We start from the raw sequence: 16,204 nt of genomic DNA, 5'->3' as shown, positions 1-16,204 counted from the left end.
GGCAGCCCCAAGCATCGCCGAAGTGCGCGTCGCTTGCTAGAACGGCACCGCGCTCGCGAAGGCGAGCGGCTCGCCGGTGGCCGGATGCGCGAGCTGCAGGGCGCTGGCGTGCAGCAGCAGCCGCGGCGCGCGCTGCACCGTTTCCGGCGGTGCGTACAAGGCATCCCCCAGGATGGGATGCCCGATGGCCTGCAGGTGCACGCGCAATTGGTGCGAACGGCCGGTCACCGGCTCCAGCGCCACGCGCGTGCTGTCCGCGTCCTGGGCGAGCACCGTCCACCGGGTCTCGCTGGGCCGGCCGTGTTCGCGGTCCACTTTCTGCCGCGGCCGGTGGGGCCAGTCCGCGACGAGCGGCAGGTCGATCACGCCCTGCGCCCCCGGCGACGCCAGCCGGCCCGCGACCACCGCCTCGTAGCGCTTGTGCACCCGGCGCTCCGCGAAATCGCGGCTGAGCACCCGCTGCATGTGCACGCCCCGCCCCATGAGGAACAGGCCCGAGGTGGCCATGTCCAGCCGGTGCACCACCAGCGCGTCGGGCCACAGGGCCTGCGCGCGGGCCGAGAGGCAATCCTGCTTGTCCTCGCCCCGGCCCGGCACGGCCAGCAGGCCCGCCGGCTTGTCCAGCACCAGCAGGTGCTCGTCCACCCAGACCAGCCCTTCCGATAATCCTGGCATGACCGCCATTTCCTCCTTCTCGCCTTCCCTGCAGACCGTGCTGCTGCTGGTGGGCTCCAACGTCTTCATGACCTTCGCCTGGTACGGGCACCTCAAGAACCTCGCGACCTCGCCCTGGTACGTGGCGGCCCTCGTGAGCTGGGGCATCGCCCTGGCCGAGTACCTGCTGCAGGTACCGGCCAACCGCATCGGCTTCCGCGACGCGGGCTTTTCCGTCGGCCAGCTCAAGATCATGCAGGAACTCATCACGCTCGCCGTCTTCGTTCCTTTCAGCCTGCTGTACCTCAAGCAGCCGCTCAAGCTGGACTTCCTCTGGGCCGGCCTGTGCATGGTGGGCGCGGTGTATTTCATATTCCGCAATTCCTGACAGGGTGCGGCGGGTAAACTCGCCGCGCACCCACTACAAGATTCCGAGCTCTCCCCATGCTCTTCAAGAAACTGCTGCCGAAGGAAGGCAACTTCTTCGAGATGTTCAACCAGCACGCCGAGCGCATGGTGGAGGGCGCGCACGCCTTCGCCAAGCTGGTGGCGAACTACAGCGACGTGAACCTGCGCGAGCAGTACAACCGCGAGGTGGACCACGCCGAGCGCTCCGCCGACAAGGTGACGCAGGAGGTCAACCGCCTGATCCACTCCACCTTCATCACGCCCATCGACCGCGAGCAGATCCACACGCTGATCAACACGATGGACGACGTGGCGGACCTGATCCAGGACTCGGCCGAGACCATGGCGCTCTACGACGTGCGCCACATGACCGAGGAGATCACGCGCCTCACCGACCTTTCGGTGCGCTGCTGCGAGCGCGTGCAGGAGGCCGTGCAGCTCCTGAGCAAGCTGTCGGACCACCAGAGCGCCGTCGCCGCGCTGAAGACCTGCGAGGAGATCGACAAGATCGAATCGGACGCCGACCGCGTGATGCGCTCCGCCCTCAGCAAGCTGTTCCGCGAGGAGCCGGACGTGCGCGAGGTCATCAAGCTCAAGGCCATCTACGAGCTGCTGGAGACCATCACGGACAAGTGCGAGGACGTGGCGAACGTCGTCGAAGGCATCGTCCTCGAGAACTCCTGAGGACGGCGCATGGAAGTGACGCAAGCGGCCCTCTGGGTCGTGATCCTGCTGGTGGCCGTCGCCATCCTGTTCGACTTCATGAACGGGTTCCACGACGCGGCCAACTCCATCGCCACCGTGGTCTCCACGGGCGTGCTGAAGCCGACCCAGGCCGTGGTGTTCGCCGCCTTCTTCAACATGGTGGCGATCTTCATCTTCCACCTGAGCGTGGCGGCCACCGTGGGCAAGGGCATCGTCGAGCCCGGCGTGGTGAACACGCACGTGGTGTTCGGCGCCCTGGTGGGCGCGATCACCTGGAACGTGATCACCTGGTGGTACGGCATCCCCAGCAGCTCCTCGCACGCGCTGATCGGCGGCATCTGCGGCGCCGTGATCGCCAAGGCCGGCGCCAGTTCGCTGATCGCGGCGGGCATCTGGAAGACCGTGATCTTCATCTTCGTGTCGCCGACGCTGGGCTTCATCCTCGGCTCGCTGATGATGGTGATCGTCTCCAACATCTTCCGCACCACGCGGCCGAACAAGGTGGACAAGTGGTTCCGCCGGCTGCAGCTGGTCTCGGCCGGCGCCTACAGCCTGGGCCACGGCGGCAACGACGCGCAGAAGACCATCGGCATCATCTGGATGCTGCTGGTGGCCACCGGCTACGTCGCGGCGGAAGCCGACCGTCCGCCGAGCTGGGTGATCATCGCCTGCTACATCGCGATCGGCCTGGGCACCATGTTCGGCGGCTGGCGCATCGTGAAGACCATGGGCCAGAAGATCACCAAGCTCAAGCCCGTCGGCGGCTTCTGCGCGGAGACCGGCGGGGCGCTGACGCTGTTCATCGCCACGGCGATGGGCATCCCGGTCTCGACCACGCACACGATCACCGGCGCCATCGTCGGCGTGGGCTCCACGCAGCGCATGAGCGCGGTGCGCTGGGGCGTGGCCGGCAACATCGTGTGGGCGTGGATCTTCACGATCCCGGCGAGCGCGTTCGTCGCCGCGATCGCGTACTGGGTCAGCCTGCAGCTGTTCTAGGGCCTCACGCGGCGAGCCGCCCCGCGCGGGCGGTGTCGCCGAGGGCGGGCACGTCCGGGACGTCCGCCGACCCATGTTCCGGCGCATGCCGCAGCGGCTCCGTCGCGGGCGCCAGGTGCGCCGGGCCGATCTCCGCGAGCGTCCGCGCACCGAGCAGCGCCTGGGTACGATCGATTTCCGCGTGCATCAGCGCCAGTGCGCGTGCTACGCCCCCTTCGCCGGCAGCGGCCGCGGCGAAGAGGATCGGTCGCCCCGTGAACGTGCACACCGCCCCGAGCGCCAGCGCCTTGGCCACGTCCGTGCCGCGGCGGATGCCGCCATCGAGCAGCAGGGGCAGCCCCGGCACCGCGTCGCGGATGGCAGGCAGCGCGTCGAGCGGCGCGATCGTTCCATCGAGCTGGCGGCCGCCGTGGTTGGAGAGCACCAGGCCGTCGGCGCCGAGGGCGCGGTAGCGCAGCGCGTCTTGCGCGCTCACCACGCCCTTGACCACCAGCGCGCGGTCCCAGCAGCCGCGGATGAAGCGGAAGTCGTCCCAGGAAAGCGGCGGATGCGCGGGGCCCGCGGGCGCGTCGGTCACGCGGTTCAGCGGCACGTCGTCCTGGTTCTCCATGCGCGGGATGCCGCCGGCCAGGACGGTGCGTGCCGCCGTGCCGAGCAGCCAGCCCGGGTGCAGCAGGGTGTCCGCCATGAGCCGCAGCCCCGGGCGCACGGGAATGGAGAAGCCGTGGCGCAGGCTCAGCTCGCGGCTGGGCGGCACTGGCGTGTCCACGGTGAGCACGAGCACCTGGCACGACGTGCGGTGCAGGCGCGCGAGGAGACGGGAGATGCGCGCGCGGTCGCCATCGACGTACGCCTGGAACCAGGCCTGCGGCCAGGCCGCGAAGATGCGCTCCATCGGCGTGAGCGATGCCCCGCTGAGGATGAAGGGCACGCGCGCCGCCGCGGCCGCGCGCGCCATGGCGGCGTCGGCGTCGAAGCAGAAGAGGGCGCTCACGCCGAGCGGCGGGATGCCGCAGGGCGACGCGAAGGACTGGCCGAAGAGGGTGAGGTCCTGCCGGCGCGTGGGGCCTGCGGCCAGCGTGCGCGGCACCAGCGCCCAGCGGTCGAAGGCCGCGCGGTTGTTCGCGGCGGACCAGCCGTCGGCGGAACCGCCGGCGACGAAGCCGTACAGGCCGCGGGGCAGGCGCGCGCGCGCCGCCGTTTCGAAATCGTGCAAAGACAGGTACCGCTCGTCCGCGTTCATGCGCGGGATCATAACGAGCAGCGCTGGATAATCGCCGCATGACCGAGCGACTGGACCTCCTCACGCTGCGCGTGGTGATCGCGGTGGCCGACTCCGGCTCGATCAGCGCGGGCAGCGACCGGCTGCAGCTGGCGGTCGCTGCGGCGAGCGCGCGCATCTCGTCGATGGAGGCGAGCCTGGGCATCCGCATCTTCGAACGCTCGCCGCGCGGCGTGGCGCTCACGCCCGCGGGCCGCATGCTGGTGCAGCGCGGGCGCGAACTGCTGGATGGCGCCGACCAGCTCGCCACCGACTTGCGCGACTGGAGCCTCGGCCTCGCGGGCCACGTGCGCATGCTGGTGAATGCGTCCGCGCTGCTGGAGGTGCTGCCGCCGCGGCTGGAAGCGTTCATGCGCAGCCATCCGCGCATCCACGTCGACGTGGAGGAGCGCATCAGCCCCGAGATCCTCGGCGCGCTGCTCGAAGGACGCGCCGACGTCGGCGTGGTCGACGTCGCCATCCAGTCGCGCGACCTCGCCTTCACGCCCTTCTTCCGCGACCAGCTCGCGCTCGTGGTGCCCGCGCAGCATCCGCTCGCGGGCGAGCGCGAGCTGCGCCTGCCGCAAATACTGGCCGAGAACTTCATCGTGCTGGCGGGCGCGAACGCCGTGGCCACGCGCCTCTTCAACGCCGCAGCGGCGATCGGCGAGCCGATCCAGGTGCGCATGCAGATGCGCAGCTTCGATGCGGCCTCGCGGATGGTGGCGGCCGGGCTCGGCGTGGCGGTGCTGCCCATGGAGGCGATCGCGCCGCAGCTCGCGCACCTGCCCGTGAAGGCCGTGCCGCTGGCGGAGGACTGGGCGCAGCGCACGCACTACCTCGCGCTGCGCACCGCGGTGGAGGCGCCGGCCGCGGCGCGCACGCTGGTCGAGGCGCTGCGCTCGGGGTAAACCCGGGGATTTCGCCTTTCGCGAAAGCCCCCTTCGCGCACACCGCTTGCCCGCGGGGCGGCCGAGCCCGCAGACTCGCCGCGGTATGAAGATCGCATCCGTCCGAGCGACCCCGCTCAACCTGCCCATCACCATGGGCACCGGCGCCCGCGCCAAGTCCACTTCGCTGTCCCTGTGCCTCGTCGACGTGGAGCTCGATGACGGCCGCGTCGGCACCGGCATGACCGCCATCACGGAGGAGGAAGTCATCGCCTCCGTCGTGAACGACGTCGCGGGCCACGCGCTCGTGGGCATGGACCCGCTGCGGCACGAGCAGATCTGGGACAGGTTGTACTGGCTGCTGACCCCGCGCGGCCAGTCGGGCTACGCGAGCCACGCCATCGCCGCCATCGACCTCGCGCTGTGGGACCTCAAGGGCCAGATCCTCGGCCAGCCGGTGTGGAAGCTGTTCGGCGGCGCGCGCGCGCAGGTGCCCGTGTACGCCACCTTCGGCTTCGCCTTCTTCGACCGCGAGGAGCTCGCGGCCGCCGCGAAGAGCTGGGTGGAGCGCGGGTTCAAGCGCCTGAAGATGACGGTGGGCCACCACGCGCTGCAGCGGCGCGACGAGCCGCGGCCGCTGGCCGAAGTGATCGCCGAGGACGTGAAGCGCATCGAGGCCGTGCGTTCCGCCGTAGGCCCCGACGTGCAGATCTTCATCGACGCGAACTGCAGCCTGGACTACTTCCACGCCTCGGCCCTCGCGCAACGCATCGAGGACCTGGGCATCGCCTTCTTCGAGGAGCCGGTGTCGCAGAACGACATCCCCAACATGGTGAAGCTGCGCCAGAAGACGCGCATCCCGCTCGCCGCCGGCCAGAACGAAGGCCTCGCCAGCCGCTTCCGCGACATGCTGGCGGCGCAGGCGGTGGACGTGGTGCAGCCCAACGCCTGCATCACCGGCGGCTACACGCAGTGCCTGCGCATCGCGGGCATGGCGGCCGCGTTCAACGCGCAGTTCGCCAACGGCGGCGCCTGGCCGCACCACAACATGCACCTGCACGCGGGTCTCGCGAATGGTTCGCTGGTGGAATACCACTCGGTGGCCGTCGAGGTCTGCAAGCAGGTCTTCGACGGGCTGCCCGAGCCGACCCATGGCATGCTGGCGCTGCCCGACACCCCCGGCCTGGGCTTCAAACCGAACCGCGAGCGCGTCGCCGAACTGGCCAAGCGCCCCGGATCGCGCGGCGTCGGCAAGGCCTGAGCCCGCAACGAACACGAACAGGAGACGAAGCAGTGAAGACATCCTTGACCCGCCGCGCCGTGCTCGCGGCTGCCCTCGCCGCCGCCGCCCCGCTGGCCGGCGCGCAGACGGACTTTCCGAACAAGCCGATCCGCCTGCTGGTGGGCTACAGCGCCGGAGGCGGCGTCGACGCGCTGGCGCGCATGCTGTCGTCGCGCCTGCCCGCCATCCTCGGCCAGCAGGTGGTGGTGGAGAACCGCCCCGGCGCCACGGGCATGATCGCCGCCGACCTCGTCGCGCGTTCCGCGCCGGACGGCTACACGCTGCTGATGGGGGAAAGCGGCCTGCTGATCGCGCCGTACCTGCAGGCGAAGAGCCCGGTCGACCCGTTGAAGGCGCTGATGCCGGTCGCCGGTACCTTCGTCGCGCCGCTGATGATCGTGGCGAACAACAGCCTGGGCGCGAGCAACCCGAAGGAACTCGTCGCGTTGCTGAAGAAGAACCCGGGCCGCTACTCCTACGCCACCTCCGGCGTCGGCACCGTGCACCACCTGGGCTTCGAGATGATGAAGGCGCGCACCGGCACGTTCATCGTGCACGTGCCTTACCGCGGCGCCTCGCAGATCATGCCGGACGTGATGAGCGGCCAGATCCCGCTGGGCGTCGTGAGCGCCACCGCCGGACTGGCGCAGGCGAAGGCGGGCAAGGTGCGCGCCGTGGCGCTGCTGAACACGGCCAAGCTCCCCGGTGCCGAGAACGTCCCCGCCATGGCCGATGCGCTGCCCGGCTTCGACGTGGCGCCGCGCCTGATGCTGCTGGCCCCCAACGGGACGCCGCAAGCCGTGGTGGAGAAGCTGAACGAGGCCGTGCGCACGGTGCTCGCGAGCGCGGACCTCGCGCAGGCCGCGGCCCTGCAGGGCACGATCCCGTCGTACATGCCGCCGGCGCAGCTCGGAACCGAGATGCAGCGCGAGTCGGTGGCCTGGGGCAAGCTGATCAAGGACCAGAAGATCTCGGCGGAATGAGCATGGCCACGCGCACACCCTGCATCGGCCTGGTGGTCCCGCCCGCGCACGGGCAGGTGCCGCAGGACGGGCCCATGCTCTATGGCGACCGCTACCGCTTCATCGCGCGCGGGCTCGGCATCGGCGGCGTGTCGCCGGAAGGCTTCGCGCCCGTCGTGGACGGCATCGTCGAACGCGCCGTCGAACTGCGCAAGGCCGGCGCCGAGGTGGTGTCGATGATGGGGACCTCCATCAGCTTCTACCGCGGCCCGGAATTCACCGAGTCGCTGCGCCGCGCGATGGAGGAGGCCACGGGCGTGCCCTGCACCACCATGAGCCATGCGATCGTGCGCGCCTTGCAGCAGCTGGGCGTGAAGCGCGTGGCGGTGGCGACGTCGTACATCGACGAACTGAACGACAAGCTGCAGGCCTACCTGACGCACGCGGGCTTCACCGTGACGGCGATCGAAGGCATGTCCATCACCGGCGTGAAGGAGGTCGGCGAGGTCAGCACCGAGCAGCTCGTCGCGCTGGCCAAGAAGGTGTATGCGCAGGATCCTTCCGCGGAAGGGATCTTCATCTCGTGCGGCGGGCTGCTGACGCTGGACGCGATCCGCCGGCTGGAAGACGAAGTCGGCGTGCCGGCGACGGCCAGTTCGCCGGCAGGGTTCTGGGACGTCGTGCGGCTGGCGGGCGGGGACGCCAGCAGCGCGGGCTTCGGCAAGTTGTTCGCCTGAACGCGCAACTGCGGAGCGCCCTCCGGTGGGGTTCGCTTCGCTCACCTTCCGCGGCTTCGCCGCGCCACCCTACAGGAGGTCCCGGCGTGCGCGGGCGAGAACGTCCCGGCGTGCGCCGGCCGCCACGAGTTACCGCGAGATCTCCCGCCCCGCTTCCACCTGGTCCTGGAAGTAGGCCTGGAAGCTCATGGCGATGCTGGTCATGAGCACCGCGGCGCCGATCATCAGCGACAGCACGATCGCCCAGATCGTCGCCCAGCGGGTGGCACCCGCGGGAGCTTCCGGATCCGCGCCCGGATTGAAGCGCGCGTTCCACTCCTCCGGCTTGCGCAAGCCGTACACGATGGCCGTGAGGCAGCAGCCGGCGAAGGTGAACCCGAGCACGGGCACGAGCAGCCAGCTCGCCACGTCGTCCTGCCCCAGGTTCCACATGCGCAGCACGCCGTAGGCGCCCAGGAGCGTGGGCACGGGCATCAGCCAGCCGAGCCAGTCGCCGAAGCCGTGGAGATAGAAACGGTGCAGCCCGAAGGGGCCGCCGAGGAACGCCAGCCAGGCCGCGAGGGTCTTGCTTTTCATTTCGGCGCCGCCTCGGGCGCCGTGCGGTTGCCTTCGCCGAGCGATTTCTCCATCAGCACGATGTCGAGCCAGCGGTCGAACTTCCAGCCGCAGGACTCGATGGTGCCCACGTGGCGGAAGCCCACGGCGCGGTGCACGCCGATGGAGCGCACGTTGCCCGAGTCGCCGATCACGGCGATCAGCTTGCGCACGCCCGCCGCTTCCGCCTGCTTCGCCAGTTCGGTCAGCAGCTTGTTGCCCAGGCGCTGGCCGGCCGCGTCGGGGTCGAGGTAGATGGAGTCTTCCGCGGAGAAGCGGTAGGCGGGGCGGGGCTTGAACCACTGGCAGTAGGCGAAGCCCACGACGCGACCGTCGAGGTCCGCGACGAGGTAGGGCAGGCCCTTGGCGAGCACGTCGGCGCGGCGCGTGGCCATGTCCGCCTCGGTGGGTGGCGTGGTCTCGAACGTGCCCGTGCCATGGGTGACGTGGTGGGAGTAGATGGCCGTGATGGCGGGCACGTCGGCGTCGGTACTGGGGCGAAGAATCAGGGGCATGGCGGAAAAGCTATAATCGCGGGCTTTTCGGCGTGTCGCTGGCCGGGTGGCCAGTCGCGTGTCTCAACGCCGGAAAATCATCGGCATGTTCCCGGAAGGAACCTGCCTCATCCACCCGAAGGATAAATCATGGTCGTCATTCGACTCTCCCGCGGCGGTGCGAAGCACCGTCCGTTCTACAACATCGTCGTCGCCGACAAGCGCGTGCGGCGCGACGGCCGCTTCATCGAGCGCCTGGGCTTCTACAACCCGGTCGCCAAGGACGGCGAGGAAAAGCTGCGCGTCGCGCAGGACCGCCTGACCTACTGGCGCGGCGTCGGCGCCCAGGCGTCCCCGACCGTCGAGCGCCTGCTGAAGCAAGCCCCGGCCGCCGGCGAAGCCGCGGCTCCCGCCCAGGCCTAAGCCAGCATGGCCGCACCCGGCCGGCCGGCAGCCACGCTGCCGGCAGCGATCGAGCCCGCGGACCTGCCCGCGGACGCCATCGAAGTCGGGCGCATCGCCGATGCATGGGGGGTCAAGGGCTGGTTCAAGGTCCTCCCCCACAGCGCCGAGCCCCAGGCGCTTCTTTCTTCCACCCGCTGGTACCTGCAGCCGTCCGAGAGAGGCGCCAAGACCTTCTCCGGGACGGTGCTGCTGCGCGTGCGCGAGACGAAGGATCATTCCGATTCGATCGTCGCGCGCGCCGATGGCGTGGAAGATCGCAACGGGGCCGAGGCGCTCAAGGGCGCCCGCATCTTCATTCCCCGCTCCTCCTTCCCGACGGCGGACGCCGACGAGTTCTACTGGGTCGACCTGATGGGCCTCGACGTGGTGAACCGCGAAGGCGTGCACCTCGGCAAGGTGACGGACCTCATGGCCACGGGCCCGCAGACCGTGCTGGTCGTCGGCTACGAGGAAGAGGGCAAGGCGCAAGAGCGCATGATCCCCTTCGTCTCGCAATACGTGGACGGCGTGGACCAGGCCGCGAAGCGCATCACCGTCGACTGGCAACCCGACTACTGAAGCCATGCGCTTCGACGTCGTCACGCTCTTCCCCGAGCTCTTCGCGCCGTTCCTCGCCGCCGGCGTCACCCGCCGCGCCTACGAGACGAAGCAGGTCGACGTGCGCCTGTGGAACCTGCGCGATTTCGCCGAAGGCAACTACCGGCGCGTGGACGACCGGCCCTTCGGCGGCGGCCCCGGCATGGTGATGCTGGCGGAGCCGCTGGCGCGCTGCCTCGCCGCCCTGAAGACGGACCGGGGCGATGCCGCGCCGGTCGTGCTCTTTTCCCCGATCGGCCGGAAGCTGGACCACGCCGGCGTGGAATCCTGGTCGGCGAGCGAGGGCGCCATCCTCCTGTGCGGCCGCTACGAAGGCATCGACCAGCGCTTCATCGACGCCCACGTGGACGTGCAGCTGAGCCTGGGCGACTTCGTGCTTTCCGGCGGGGAAATTCCTGCCATGGCCTTGCTGGACGCGGTGGCGCGCCTGCAGCCCGGGGTGCTGAACGACGCCGGCAGCCACCAGGAAGACAGCTTCAACCCCGCCCTGGACGGCCTGCTGGATTGCCCCCACTACACCCGCCCCGAGGAATGGGACGGGCGCAAGGTGCCCGAGGAACTGCTCTCCGGCCACCATGCGCGCATCGACGCCTGGCGCCGGCACCAGCGGCTGGCACTGACCGCGAAGCACCGGCCCGACCTGCTGGAAGCCGCCCGGAAAGCCGGCCGCCTGACCCGGGCGGACGAGGCTTTCCTCGCCACGCTATAATCGCCGGCTTCCCAGATCCTCTGTCCGGCCGTCCAGCCGCCGTCGCCACCTGCGACACCCGTGAGCCAGGACCTTTAGTGCAGCGCGGACACGATCACTGAGGTAAACATGAACCTGATCCAGACCCTCGAGCAAGAGGAAATCGCCCGCCTGGGCAAGAACGTTCCCGCGTTCGCCCCCGGCGACACCGTGATCGTTTCCGTGAACGTCGTCGAAGGCACCCGCAAGCGCGTGCAGGCCTACGAAGGCGTGGTGATCGCCAAGCGCAACCGCGGCCTGAACAGCGCGTTCACCGTGCGCAAGATCTCCAGCGGCGAAGGCGTGGAGCGTACCTTCCAGACCTACAGCCCGCTGATCGCCGGCATCGAAGTCAAGCGCCGCGGCGACGTCCGCCGCGCCAAGCTGTACTACCTGCGCGAGCGTTCCGGCAAGTCCGCCCGCATCAAGGAAAAGCTCTCGCACGGCCAGAAGAGCGCCGCCGCCGCCGAGTAAATCCCGGGGCAGCCCGCCAGAACCGCCGCCGGCCCTGCGCTCGCGGCGGTTTTTTCGTTTTCCGCCCATATGCCGATCGATCCTTCCGCCACCATCCCCCCGGACACCCCGCTGTCGAAGATCCCGAACTTCGACCCGCGCGAGGTGCCCGTGGTCGGCGTCGACACGCACCTGCCGCCCGTGAGCACGGCGCGCATGGCGCCCGACGCCCTCCGCTGGCGATTCGGGCATCCGCCGCACTGGCAGCCGGAGCTGCAGTCGGAGCGGCGCTTCACCGACCGCCAGCCCGCGGAAGCCTCGGTGCTGGTGCCCGTGGTGATGCGCAAGGAGCCGATGGTCCTGCTCACGGAGCGCACCGCGCACCTGACCACGCACAAGGGGCAGGTCGCCTTTCCCGGCGGCAAGCGCGACGACACCGACCTCGACGCGGCCGACACGGCGCTGCGCGAGGCGGAGGAAGAGATCGGCCTGCACCGCGACCTGGCGGAAGTGATCGGCACCATGCCGACCTACACCACCGGCACCATGTTCATCATCACGCCCGTCGTGGCGCTGGTGAAGCCCGATTACCGGCTGGTGCTGAACGAATACGAGGTGGCGGACGCCTTCGAGGTGCCGCTTTCCTTCCTGATGGACCCGCACCACCACCGCCGCCACGCGATCGAGCTCGGTGGCGTGCGCCGCGAGTGGTTCTCGATGCCGTACACGGACGAACGCAAGGAGCGCTTCATCTGGGGCGCGACGGCGGCGATGATCCGCAACTTCTACCGCTTCCTCGCTGCGTAGGCGCCGCCATGGGCGCGGCTATCATCGGCCCATGAGCTTCTTCGCGATCCTGTTCGCCCTGCTGATCGAGCAGGTGCGTCCGCTGGGAGCGCACAACCCCATCCACACCGGCCTGCGCGTCTGGGCGCGCTGGGTGAGCCGCAACTTCGATGCGGGCAAGCCGCAGCACGGGTGGGTGGCGTGGGCCCTCGCCGTCGTCGCGCCGGCACTCGCCGCGCTGGGCATCCATTGGGCGCTGACGCTGTTCGTCGGCTGGCCCGCGGGCATGGTGTGGAGCGTGATCGTGCTGTACGTGACGCTCGGCTTCCGCCAGTTCAGCCACCACTTCACGGAGATCCGCGACGCGCTGGAGTCCGGCGACGAGGGCAGGGCGCGCGAGCTGCTGGCGTTGTGGCAGCGCGTGGACGCGAGCGAGCTGCCCCGCAGCGAGATCGTGCGGCACGTGATCGAATATTCGGTGCTGGCCGCGCACCGCCACGTGTTCGGCGTGCTGGCGTGGTTCTCCATCCTGGCGGCCTTCGGCTTCGGTCCGGCCGGAGCGGTCCTGTACCGGATGGCCGAATTCGTGGGCCGCTACTGGCGCTGGCGCAACCGCACGCACGCGCAACCCGCGAGCGAGGCGCTGCAGTCCGCGGCCGCGCGTGCCTGGACGGCCGTCGACTGGCTGCCTGCGCGCATGACGGCCATCGCGTTCGCGGTGGTCGGCAGCTTCGAGGAGGCGATCGATTGCTGGCGCAACTATGCGCAGCGCTTCCCGAACGACAACGACGGCGTGATCCTCGCCGCGACGTCGGGGGCGATCAACGTGCGCCTGGGTGGGCAGGCGCTGCAGCCGGTGTTCGCGCCGAATGCGTCGGGGACTTTCCAGGCTTCCGGCCTGGGCATGGAGCCGCCGATCGGAACCGACAGCACGCCGGGGCGCGAAGCGGAAGTCGCGCACCTTCGGACGGTGGTGGGGCTGGTGTGGCGGTCCGTGGTGTTGTGGATGGTGTTGCTGGCGCTGTTGACGCTGGCGAGGTTGCTGGGGTGAGCGTCCATTGCTGGGGTGCGCTTCGCGCAACCCAGCCTACGAACCACAACGCCGGCATCGCCCCCACGTAGGCTGGGTTGCGCGAAGCGCACCCCAGCATTCCGCTACGCCGTCAAGCCGTACTCGCACTCCGCGCCAGCTGCCCCTGCGTCCACCGCACGATGTCCGCCGCGCCCATCGCGCCGGCCTGCCGCGCCACTTCGCGGCCGTTGACGAAAAGCGCCAGCGTCGGGATGCTGCGGATGTTCAGCCGCGCGCCCACGCCCTGCGCCTCGTCGGTATTCACCTTCACCACCTGCACCCGCGGCTCCAGCTGGGCCGCGGCCTGTTCGTAGGCCGGCGCCATCATGCGGCAGGGGCCGCACCACGGCGCCCAGAAGTCCACCAGCACCGGCAGCTGGCTGCGCGCAATGTGGCGCTCGAAGGCGGTGGCGTCGAGGTTGGCGGGATGGCCGGTGAAGAGCGCCTGGTGGCAGCTCCCGCAATCCGGGCCCTTGGCCAGGTCGTCGGACTGGACGCGGTTGGTGGTGTGGCAGTGCGGGCAGACGACGTGCAACTGGCTCATTTCGATGGGCGCCTCCTGATTCTTCTTAGATGCGGCCGCGGCGAAATGGTGCAAGGGCTCAGTAGCGTGGTTGTGTCAATTCCTCGTAGAGGCTGCTGTAGATGCGGTAACGGCTGGGCTCGATGCGGCCGGCGGGGGCGCCCGGCTGCTCGGCCACGGCCGCCATCACGCCGCAGCCGGGCTCGTGCCGGTGCGTGCAGTTGTAGAACCTGCACTGCGCCACATGCGGCTTGAGGTCCGGCATCAGGGCCGGCAGCTGGGCCGCATCGATGTGGTTGAGCCCGAATTCCTGGAAGCCGGGCGAGTCGATCAGCGCCGTCGTGCGTTCCGCGTCCACCCAGTACCAGGTCGTGGCCGTCGTCGTGTGCTTGCCCGAGTTGAGCGCCTGCGAGATCTCGCCCGTGAGCGCCTGCGCCTGCGGCACCAGCAGGTTGATCAGCGTGCTCTTGCCGGCACCCGAAGGGCCGAGCACCAGCGTCGTCTTGCCCTGGAGGTGGCGCAGCAGGTGCTCGCGGTCGGTGTCCTTCGACATCCTCAGGGACAGGGGCAGCACGCCGTAGCCCATGTGCTGGTAGGGCAGCAGGCGCCGCCATGCGCGCTCGAAGGGCTCGACCAGGTCGCTCTTGTTCAGCGCCACCAGCGGGGCGATGTGCTGCGCTTCCGCGGCGATGAGCGCGCGGGCCAGCTGCATCTCCGAGAACTCGGGTTCGGCGGCGATCAGCACCAGCACCTGGTCGAGGTTGGCCGCGAAGGACTTGGTGCGGATCTCGTCCTGCCGGTAGAACAGGTTGCGCCGCTCCTGGACGCCGGCGACCACGCCTTCGTCGCCGGTGGGACGCCAGCGCACGCGGTCGCCGACGACCGCCTCGTTCTTCTTGCCCTTGGCATGGCACAGGATCCGGCTGCCGTCCGGGGACTCCACCAGGCAGTGGCGGCCATGGCTCGCCACCACCAGTCCCTGTCGTTCGCCGTCCGTCACGCGAGCAAGGCGTCGGCCCGGGCCGCGCACTCGAAGTCGGTGTCCGAGATGCCGTGCACGGCGTGCGTGCGCAAGCGCACGACGCAGCGGTCGTAGTGCACGGACAGGTCGGGGTGGTGGTCCAGCCGGTGGGCGACGAGCGCCAGCGCGTTCACGAAGGCGATCGTCTCGTAGTAGTCGGAGAAGCGGAAGGACTTCTCGATCGCGACCTCGTCGCCGTCGCCGCTGAGCTTCCAGCCCGGATGGTCGGCGAGCCGCTTGACGATCTCGGTCGGCGTGAGTGCCCGCCGCGGTACCTGCGACCAGTCGCGCGCCTGCAGCATCGACGTCATGCCGCCCCCAGCCGCGCCAGCCGCTCGGAAGCAGGCGGGTGCGAGTAGTAGAACTTGACGAACACCGGGTCGGGCGTGAGCGTCGAGGCGTTGTCCTCGTAGAGCTTCAGCAGTGCGGTCCCCAGCTCCTGGCCGCTCGTCTGCTTCGCTGCGAAGGCATCGGCTTCGAACTCGTGCTTGCGCGAGAACCGCGCCATCAGCGGCGAGATGAAGTACGTGAAGACCGGCACCGCCAGCATGAACAGCAGCAGCGCGATCGCATCGTTCGGCCCTTCCAGGTTTGGCCGCACGCCGAGGCCCGTGTAGAACCAGACGCGGGTGGCCAGCCAGCCGAGGAGCGCGAAGCCGAGCAGGCTCAGCGCGAACATCGCCGCGACGCGCTTGACGATGTGCTTGTGCTTGAAGTGGCCGAGCTCGTGGGCCAGCACGGCATCGACTTCGCCGGGCGAGAGCTTCGCGAGCAGGGTGTCGTAGAAGACGACGCGCTTGGCCGCGCCGAAGCCGGTGAAGTAGGCGTTGGCGTGGGCGCTGCGCTTGCTGCCGTCCATGACGAACAGGCCCTTGGCGGCGAAGCCGCAGCGCTGCATCAGCGCGGTGACGCGCGCCTTCAGCGTCTCGTCTTCCAGCGGCTGGAACTTGTTGAACAGGGGTGCGATGAACGTGGGGTAGACCACCAGCAGCAGCAGGTTGAACCCCATCCACACGCCCCAGGCCCACAACCACCACCAGCTGCCCGCCGCACCCATGAGCCACAGGATCAGGGCGGCGATGGGCAGGCCGATCAGCGCGCCGAGCGCGGTGGATTTGACGAGGTCGGTGAACCAGAGCTTCCAGGTGATCTTGTTGAAGCCGAAGCGCTCCTCGATCACGAAGGTCGTGTACAGGGAGAAGGGCATCTCCAGCAGGCCGGAGATGAGCGCGAAGCAGGCGAGCAGCGCGAGCTGCTGGGTCATGCCCGTGCCGAGCCACGCGATGAGGCCGCGGTTCAGGGCGTCCAGGCCGCCCAGCAGCGTCCACGCGAGCAGCACCGCGGCGCCGAAGGCCGTCTCGAGCAGTCCGACGCGGGACTTCGCCACGGTGTAGTCGGCGGCGCGCTGGTGCGCAGAAAGCGAGATCGTGCCGGCGAAAGGCGCGGGTACGGCGTCGCGGTGGCGCGCGACGTGGCGCACCTGGCGCGTCGACAACCAGAACTTCACGGCGAGGCCGGCGACGAGGAACGCCGCGAAGGCCAGCGTGAGCGCGGAGGAGGGGTCCATCCCTTGA

Annotated in this window: 21 protein-coding genes; 13 read left to right on the top strand and 8 right to left on the bottom strand. The window is 69.7% G+C overall.

Annotated features, from left to right (window positions below; genetic code table 11):
- Positions 1-36: 36 nt before the first annotated feature.
- Positions 37-675, bottom strand: a complete 639-nt coding sequence (locus tag H8N03_RS15010) for a pseudouridine synthase (RefSeq protein ID WP_187077010.1) — start codon at positions 673-675, stop codon at positions 37-39.
- On the opposite strand from H8N03_RS15010, the gene H8N03_RS15005 reads away from it, so the two are divergent.
- The 3 genes from H8N03_RS15005 to H8N03_RS14995 are packed head-to-tail and all read left to right on the top strand — an operon-like array spanning position 674 to position 2,766.
- Positions 674-1,042, top strand: a complete 369-nt coding sequence (locus H8N03_RS15005; protein WP_187077009.1) for a DMT family protein — start codon at positions 674-676, stop codon at positions 1,040-1,042. The two genes, H8N03_RS15010 and H8N03_RS15005, sit on opposite strands and share 2 nt — an antisense overlap.
- Before the next feature lie 56 nt (positions 1,043-1,098).
- Positions 1,099-1,746, top strand: a complete 648-nt coding sequence (locus H8N03_RS15000) for a DUF47 domain-containing protein (RefSeq protein WP_187077008.1) — start codon at positions 1,099-1,101, stop codon at positions 1,744-1,746.
- Between the two features lie 9 nt (positions 1,747-1,755).
- A complete protein-coding gene (locus H8N03_RS14995) occupies positions 1,756-2,766 on the top strand; it encodes an inorganic phosphate transporter (RefSeq protein WP_187077007.1) in 1,011 nt (336 codons plus the stop codon).
- 4 nt (positions 2,767-2,770) lie between these two features.
- Here H8N03_RS14995 and H8N03_RS14990 read toward each other — a convergent pair whose 3' ends face one another.
- Positions 2,771-4,009 (bottom strand): alpha-hydroxy acid oxidase, encoded by a 1,239-nt coding sequence (locus H8N03_RS14990; RefSeq protein WP_187077006.1) that lies wholly within the window; start codon positions 4,007-4,009, stop codon positions 2,771-2,773.
- A gap of 38 nt (positions 4,010-4,047) precedes the next feature.
- Here H8N03_RS14990 and H8N03_RS14985 point away from each other — a divergent pair, with 38 nt between their 5' ends.
- From H8N03_RS14985 to H8N03_RS14970, 4 genes are all read left to right on the top strand, one after another.
- A complete protein-coding gene (locus tag H8N03_RS14985) occupies positions 4,048-4,938 on the top strand; it encodes a LysR substrate-binding domain-containing protein (RefSeq protein ID WP_187077005.1) in 891 nt (296 codons plus the stop codon).
- 85 nt (positions 4,939-5,023) lie between these two features.
- Positions 5,024-6,178, top strand: a complete 1,155-nt coding sequence (locus tag H8N03_RS14980; protein WP_187077004.1) for a mandelate racemase/muconate lactonizing enzyme family protein — start codon at positions 5,024-5,026, stop codon at positions 6,176-6,178.
- Positions 6,179-6,210: 32 nt separating this feature from the next.
- Positions 6,211-7,182: a tripartite tricarboxylate transporter substrate-binding protein gene (locus H8N03_RS14975; protein ID WP_187077003.1), complete on the top strand. Its 972-nt coding sequence runs from the start codon at positions 6,211-6,213 to the stop codon at positions 7,180-7,182.
- Between the two features lie 2 nt (positions 7,183-7,184).
- Positions 7,185-7,898: an arylmalonate decarboxylase gene (locus H8N03_RS14970; RefSeq protein WP_187077002.1), complete on the top strand. Its 714-nt coding sequence runs from the start codon at positions 7,185-7,187 to the stop codon at positions 7,896-7,898.
- A gap of 129 nt (positions 7,899-8,027) precedes the next feature.
- On the opposite strand, the gene H8N03_RS14965 is transcribed toward H8N03_RS14970, so the two are convergent.
- Positions 8,028-8,474, bottom strand: coding sequence for an NINE protein (locus H8N03_RS14965; RefSeq protein WP_187077001.1), 447 nt, complete (start codon positions 8,472-8,474; stop codon positions 8,028-8,030).
- Complete coding sequence (locus tag H8N03_RS14960; RefSeq protein WP_187077000.1) at positions 8,471-9,007, bottom strand: GNAT family N-acetyltransferase; 537 nt, start codon at positions 9,005-9,007, stop codon at positions 8,471-8,473. Before H8N03_RS14960 ends, H8N03_RS14965 begins: the two co-directional genes overlap by 4 nt.
- Positions 9,008-9,136: 129 nt before the next feature.
- Here H8N03_RS14960 and rpsP point away from each other — a divergent pair, with 129 nt between their 5' ends.
- From rpsP to H8N03_RS14930, 6 genes are all read left to right on the top strand, one after another.
- A complete protein-coding gene (gene rpsP, locus H8N03_RS14955; RefSeq protein WP_187076999.1) occupies positions 9,137-9,409 on the top strand; it encodes a 30S ribosomal protein S16 in 273 nt (90 codons plus the stop codon).
- A gap of 6 nt (positions 9,410-9,415) precedes the next feature.
- A complete protein-coding gene (gene rimM, locus H8N03_RS14950; RefSeq protein ID WP_187076998.1) occupies positions 9,416-10,009 on the top strand; it encodes a ribosome maturation factor RimM in 594 nt (197 codons plus the stop codon).
- 4 nt (positions 10,010-10,013) lie between these two features.
- Positions 10,014-10,757, top strand: coding sequence for a tRNA (guanosine(37)-N1)-methyltransferase TrmD (gene trmD / locus H8N03_RS14945; protein WP_187076997.1), 744 nt, complete (start codon positions 10,014-10,016; stop codon positions 10,755-10,757).
- 108 nt (positions 10,758-10,865) lie between these two features.
- Positions 10,866-11,249, top strand: coding sequence for a 50S ribosomal protein L19 (gene rplS, locus H8N03_RS14940; RefSeq protein ID WP_187076996.1), 384 nt, complete (start codon positions 10,866-10,868; stop codon positions 11,247-11,249).
- A gap of 69 nt (positions 11,250-11,318) precedes the next feature.
- A complete protein-coding gene (locus H8N03_RS14935) occupies positions 11,319-12,035 on the top strand; it encodes a CoA pyrophosphatase (protein ID WP_187076995.1) in 717 nt (238 codons plus the stop codon).
- Positions 12,036-12,066: 31 nt separating this feature from the next.
- Complete coding sequence (locus tag H8N03_RS14930; protein ID WP_187076994.1) at positions 12,067-13,065, top strand: CobD/CbiB family protein; 999 nt, start codon at positions 12,067-12,069, stop codon at positions 13,063-13,065.
- A 112-nt stretch (positions 13,066-13,177) separates the two neighbouring features.
- Here the strand turns inward: H8N03_RS14930 and trxC are convergent, their stop codons facing one another.
- The 4 genes from trxC to H8N03_RS14910 are packed head-to-tail and all read right to left on the bottom strand — an operon-like array spanning position 13,178 to position 16,197.
- Entirely contained in the window at positions 13,178-13,630 is a 453-nt protein-coding gene (gene trxC, locus H8N03_RS14925) for a thioredoxin TrxC (RefSeq protein ID WP_187076993.1), read from the bottom strand.
- 58 nt (positions 13,631-13,688) lie between these two features.
- Positions 13,689-14,609, bottom strand: coding sequence for a ribosome small subunit-dependent GTPase A (rsgA, locus tag H8N03_RS14920; RefSeq protein WP_354005133.1), 921 nt, complete (start codon positions 14,607-14,609; stop codon positions 13,689-13,691).
- The gene (locus H8N03_RS14915; protein ID WP_187076991.1) at positions 14,606-14,941 is read right to left on the bottom strand and encodes a 4a-hydroxytetrahydrobiopterin dehydratase; all 336 of its coding nucleotides are present in this window, start codon (positions 14,939-14,941) and stop codon (positions 14,606-14,608) included. Before H8N03_RS14915 ends, rsgA begins: the two co-directional genes overlap by 4 nt.
- Complete coding sequence (locus H8N03_RS14910) at positions 14,938-16,197, bottom strand: M48 family metallopeptidase (protein ID WP_187076990.1); 1,260 nt, start codon at positions 16,195-16,197, stop codon at positions 14,938-14,940. Before H8N03_RS14910 ends, H8N03_RS14915 begins: the two co-directional genes overlap by 4 nt.
- Between the last annotated feature and the right edge of the window lie 7 nt (positions 16,198-16,204).

Source organism: Ramlibacter cellulosilyticus (assembly GCF_014297465.1).
GTDB classification, from domain to species: Bacteria; Pseudomonadota; Gammaproteobacteria; order Burkholderiales; family Burkholderiaceae_C; genus Ramlibacter; species Ramlibacter cellulosilyticus.
This window is presented reverse-complemented; position numbering and strand designations above follow the sequence as displayed.

Bases quoted from the DNA above. Each gene is read 5' to 3' on its own strand.
- H8N03_RS15005 (WP_187077009.1), top strand. From the start codon at position 674: ATGACCGCCATTTCCTCCTTCTCGCCTTCCCTGCAGACCGTGCTGCTG.
- H8N03_RS15010 (WP_187077010.1), bottom strand. From the start codon at position 675: ATGCCAGGATTATCGGAAGGGCTGGTCTGGGTGGACGAGCACCTGCTG.
- H8N03_RS15000 (WP_187077008.1), top strand. From the start codon at position 1,099: ATGCTCTTCAAGAAACTGCTGCCGAAGGAAGGCAACTTCTTCGAGATG.
- H8N03_RS14995 (WP_187077007.1), top strand. From the start codon at position 1,756: ATGGAAGTGACGCAAGCGGCCCTCTGGGTCGTGATCCTGCTGGTGGCC.
- H8N03_RS14990 (WP_187077006.1), bottom strand. From the start codon at position 4,009: ATGAACGCGGACGAGCGGTACCTGTCTTTGCACGATTTCGAAACGGCG.
- H8N03_RS14985 (WP_187077005.1), top strand. From the start codon at position 4,048: ATGACCGAGCGACTGGACCTCCTCACGCTGCGCGTGGTGATCGCGGTG.
- H8N03_RS14980 (WP_187077004.1), top strand. From the start codon at position 5,024: ATGAAGATCGCATCCGTCCGAGCGACCCCGCTCAACCTGCCCATCACC.
- H8N03_RS14970 (WP_187077002.1), top strand. From the start codon at position 7,185: ATGGCCACGCGCACACCCTGCATCGGCCTGGTGGTCCCGCCCGCGCAC.
- H8N03_RS14965 (WP_187077001.1), bottom strand. From the start codon at position 8,474: ATGAAAAGCAAGACCCTCGCGGCCTGGCTGGCGTTCCTCGGCGGCCCC.
- H8N03_RS14960 (WP_187077000.1), bottom strand. From the start codon at position 9,007: ATGCCCCTGATTCTTCGCCCCAGTACCGACGCCGACGTGCCCGCCATC.
- rpsP (WP_187076999.1), top strand. From the start codon at position 9,137: ATGGTCGTCATTCGACTCTCCCGCGGCGGTGCGAAGCACCGTCCGTTC.
- rimM (WP_187076998.1), top strand. From the start codon at position 9,416: ATGGCCGCACCCGGCCGGCCGGCAGCCACGCTGCCGGCAGCGATCGAG.
- trmD (WP_187076997.1), top strand. From the start codon at position 10,014: ATGCGCTTCGACGTCGTCACGCTCTTCCCCGAGCTCTTCGCGCCGTTC.
- rplS (WP_187076996.1), top strand. From the start codon at position 10,866: ATGAACCTGATCCAGACCCTCGAGCAAGAGGAAATCGCCCGCCTGGGC.
- H8N03_RS14935 (WP_187076995.1), top strand. From the start codon at position 11,319: ATGCCGATCGATCCTTCCGCCACCATCCCCCCGGACACCCCGCTGTCG.
- H8N03_RS14930 (WP_187076994.1), top strand. From the start codon at position 12,067: ATGAGCTTCTTCGCGATCCTGTTCGCCCTGCTGATCGAGCAGGTGCGT.
- trxC (WP_187076993.1), bottom strand. From the start codon at position 13,630: ATGAGCCAGTTGCACGTCGTCTGCCCGCACTGCCACACCACCAACCGC.
- H8N03_RS14915 (WP_187076991.1), bottom strand. From the start codon at position 14,941: ATGACGTCGATGCTGCAGGCGCGCGACTGGTCGCAGGTACCGCGGCGG.
- H8N03_RS14910 (WP_187076990.1), bottom strand. From the start codon at position 16,197: ATGGACCCCTCCTCCGCGCTCACGCTGGCCTTCGCGGCGTTCCTCGTC.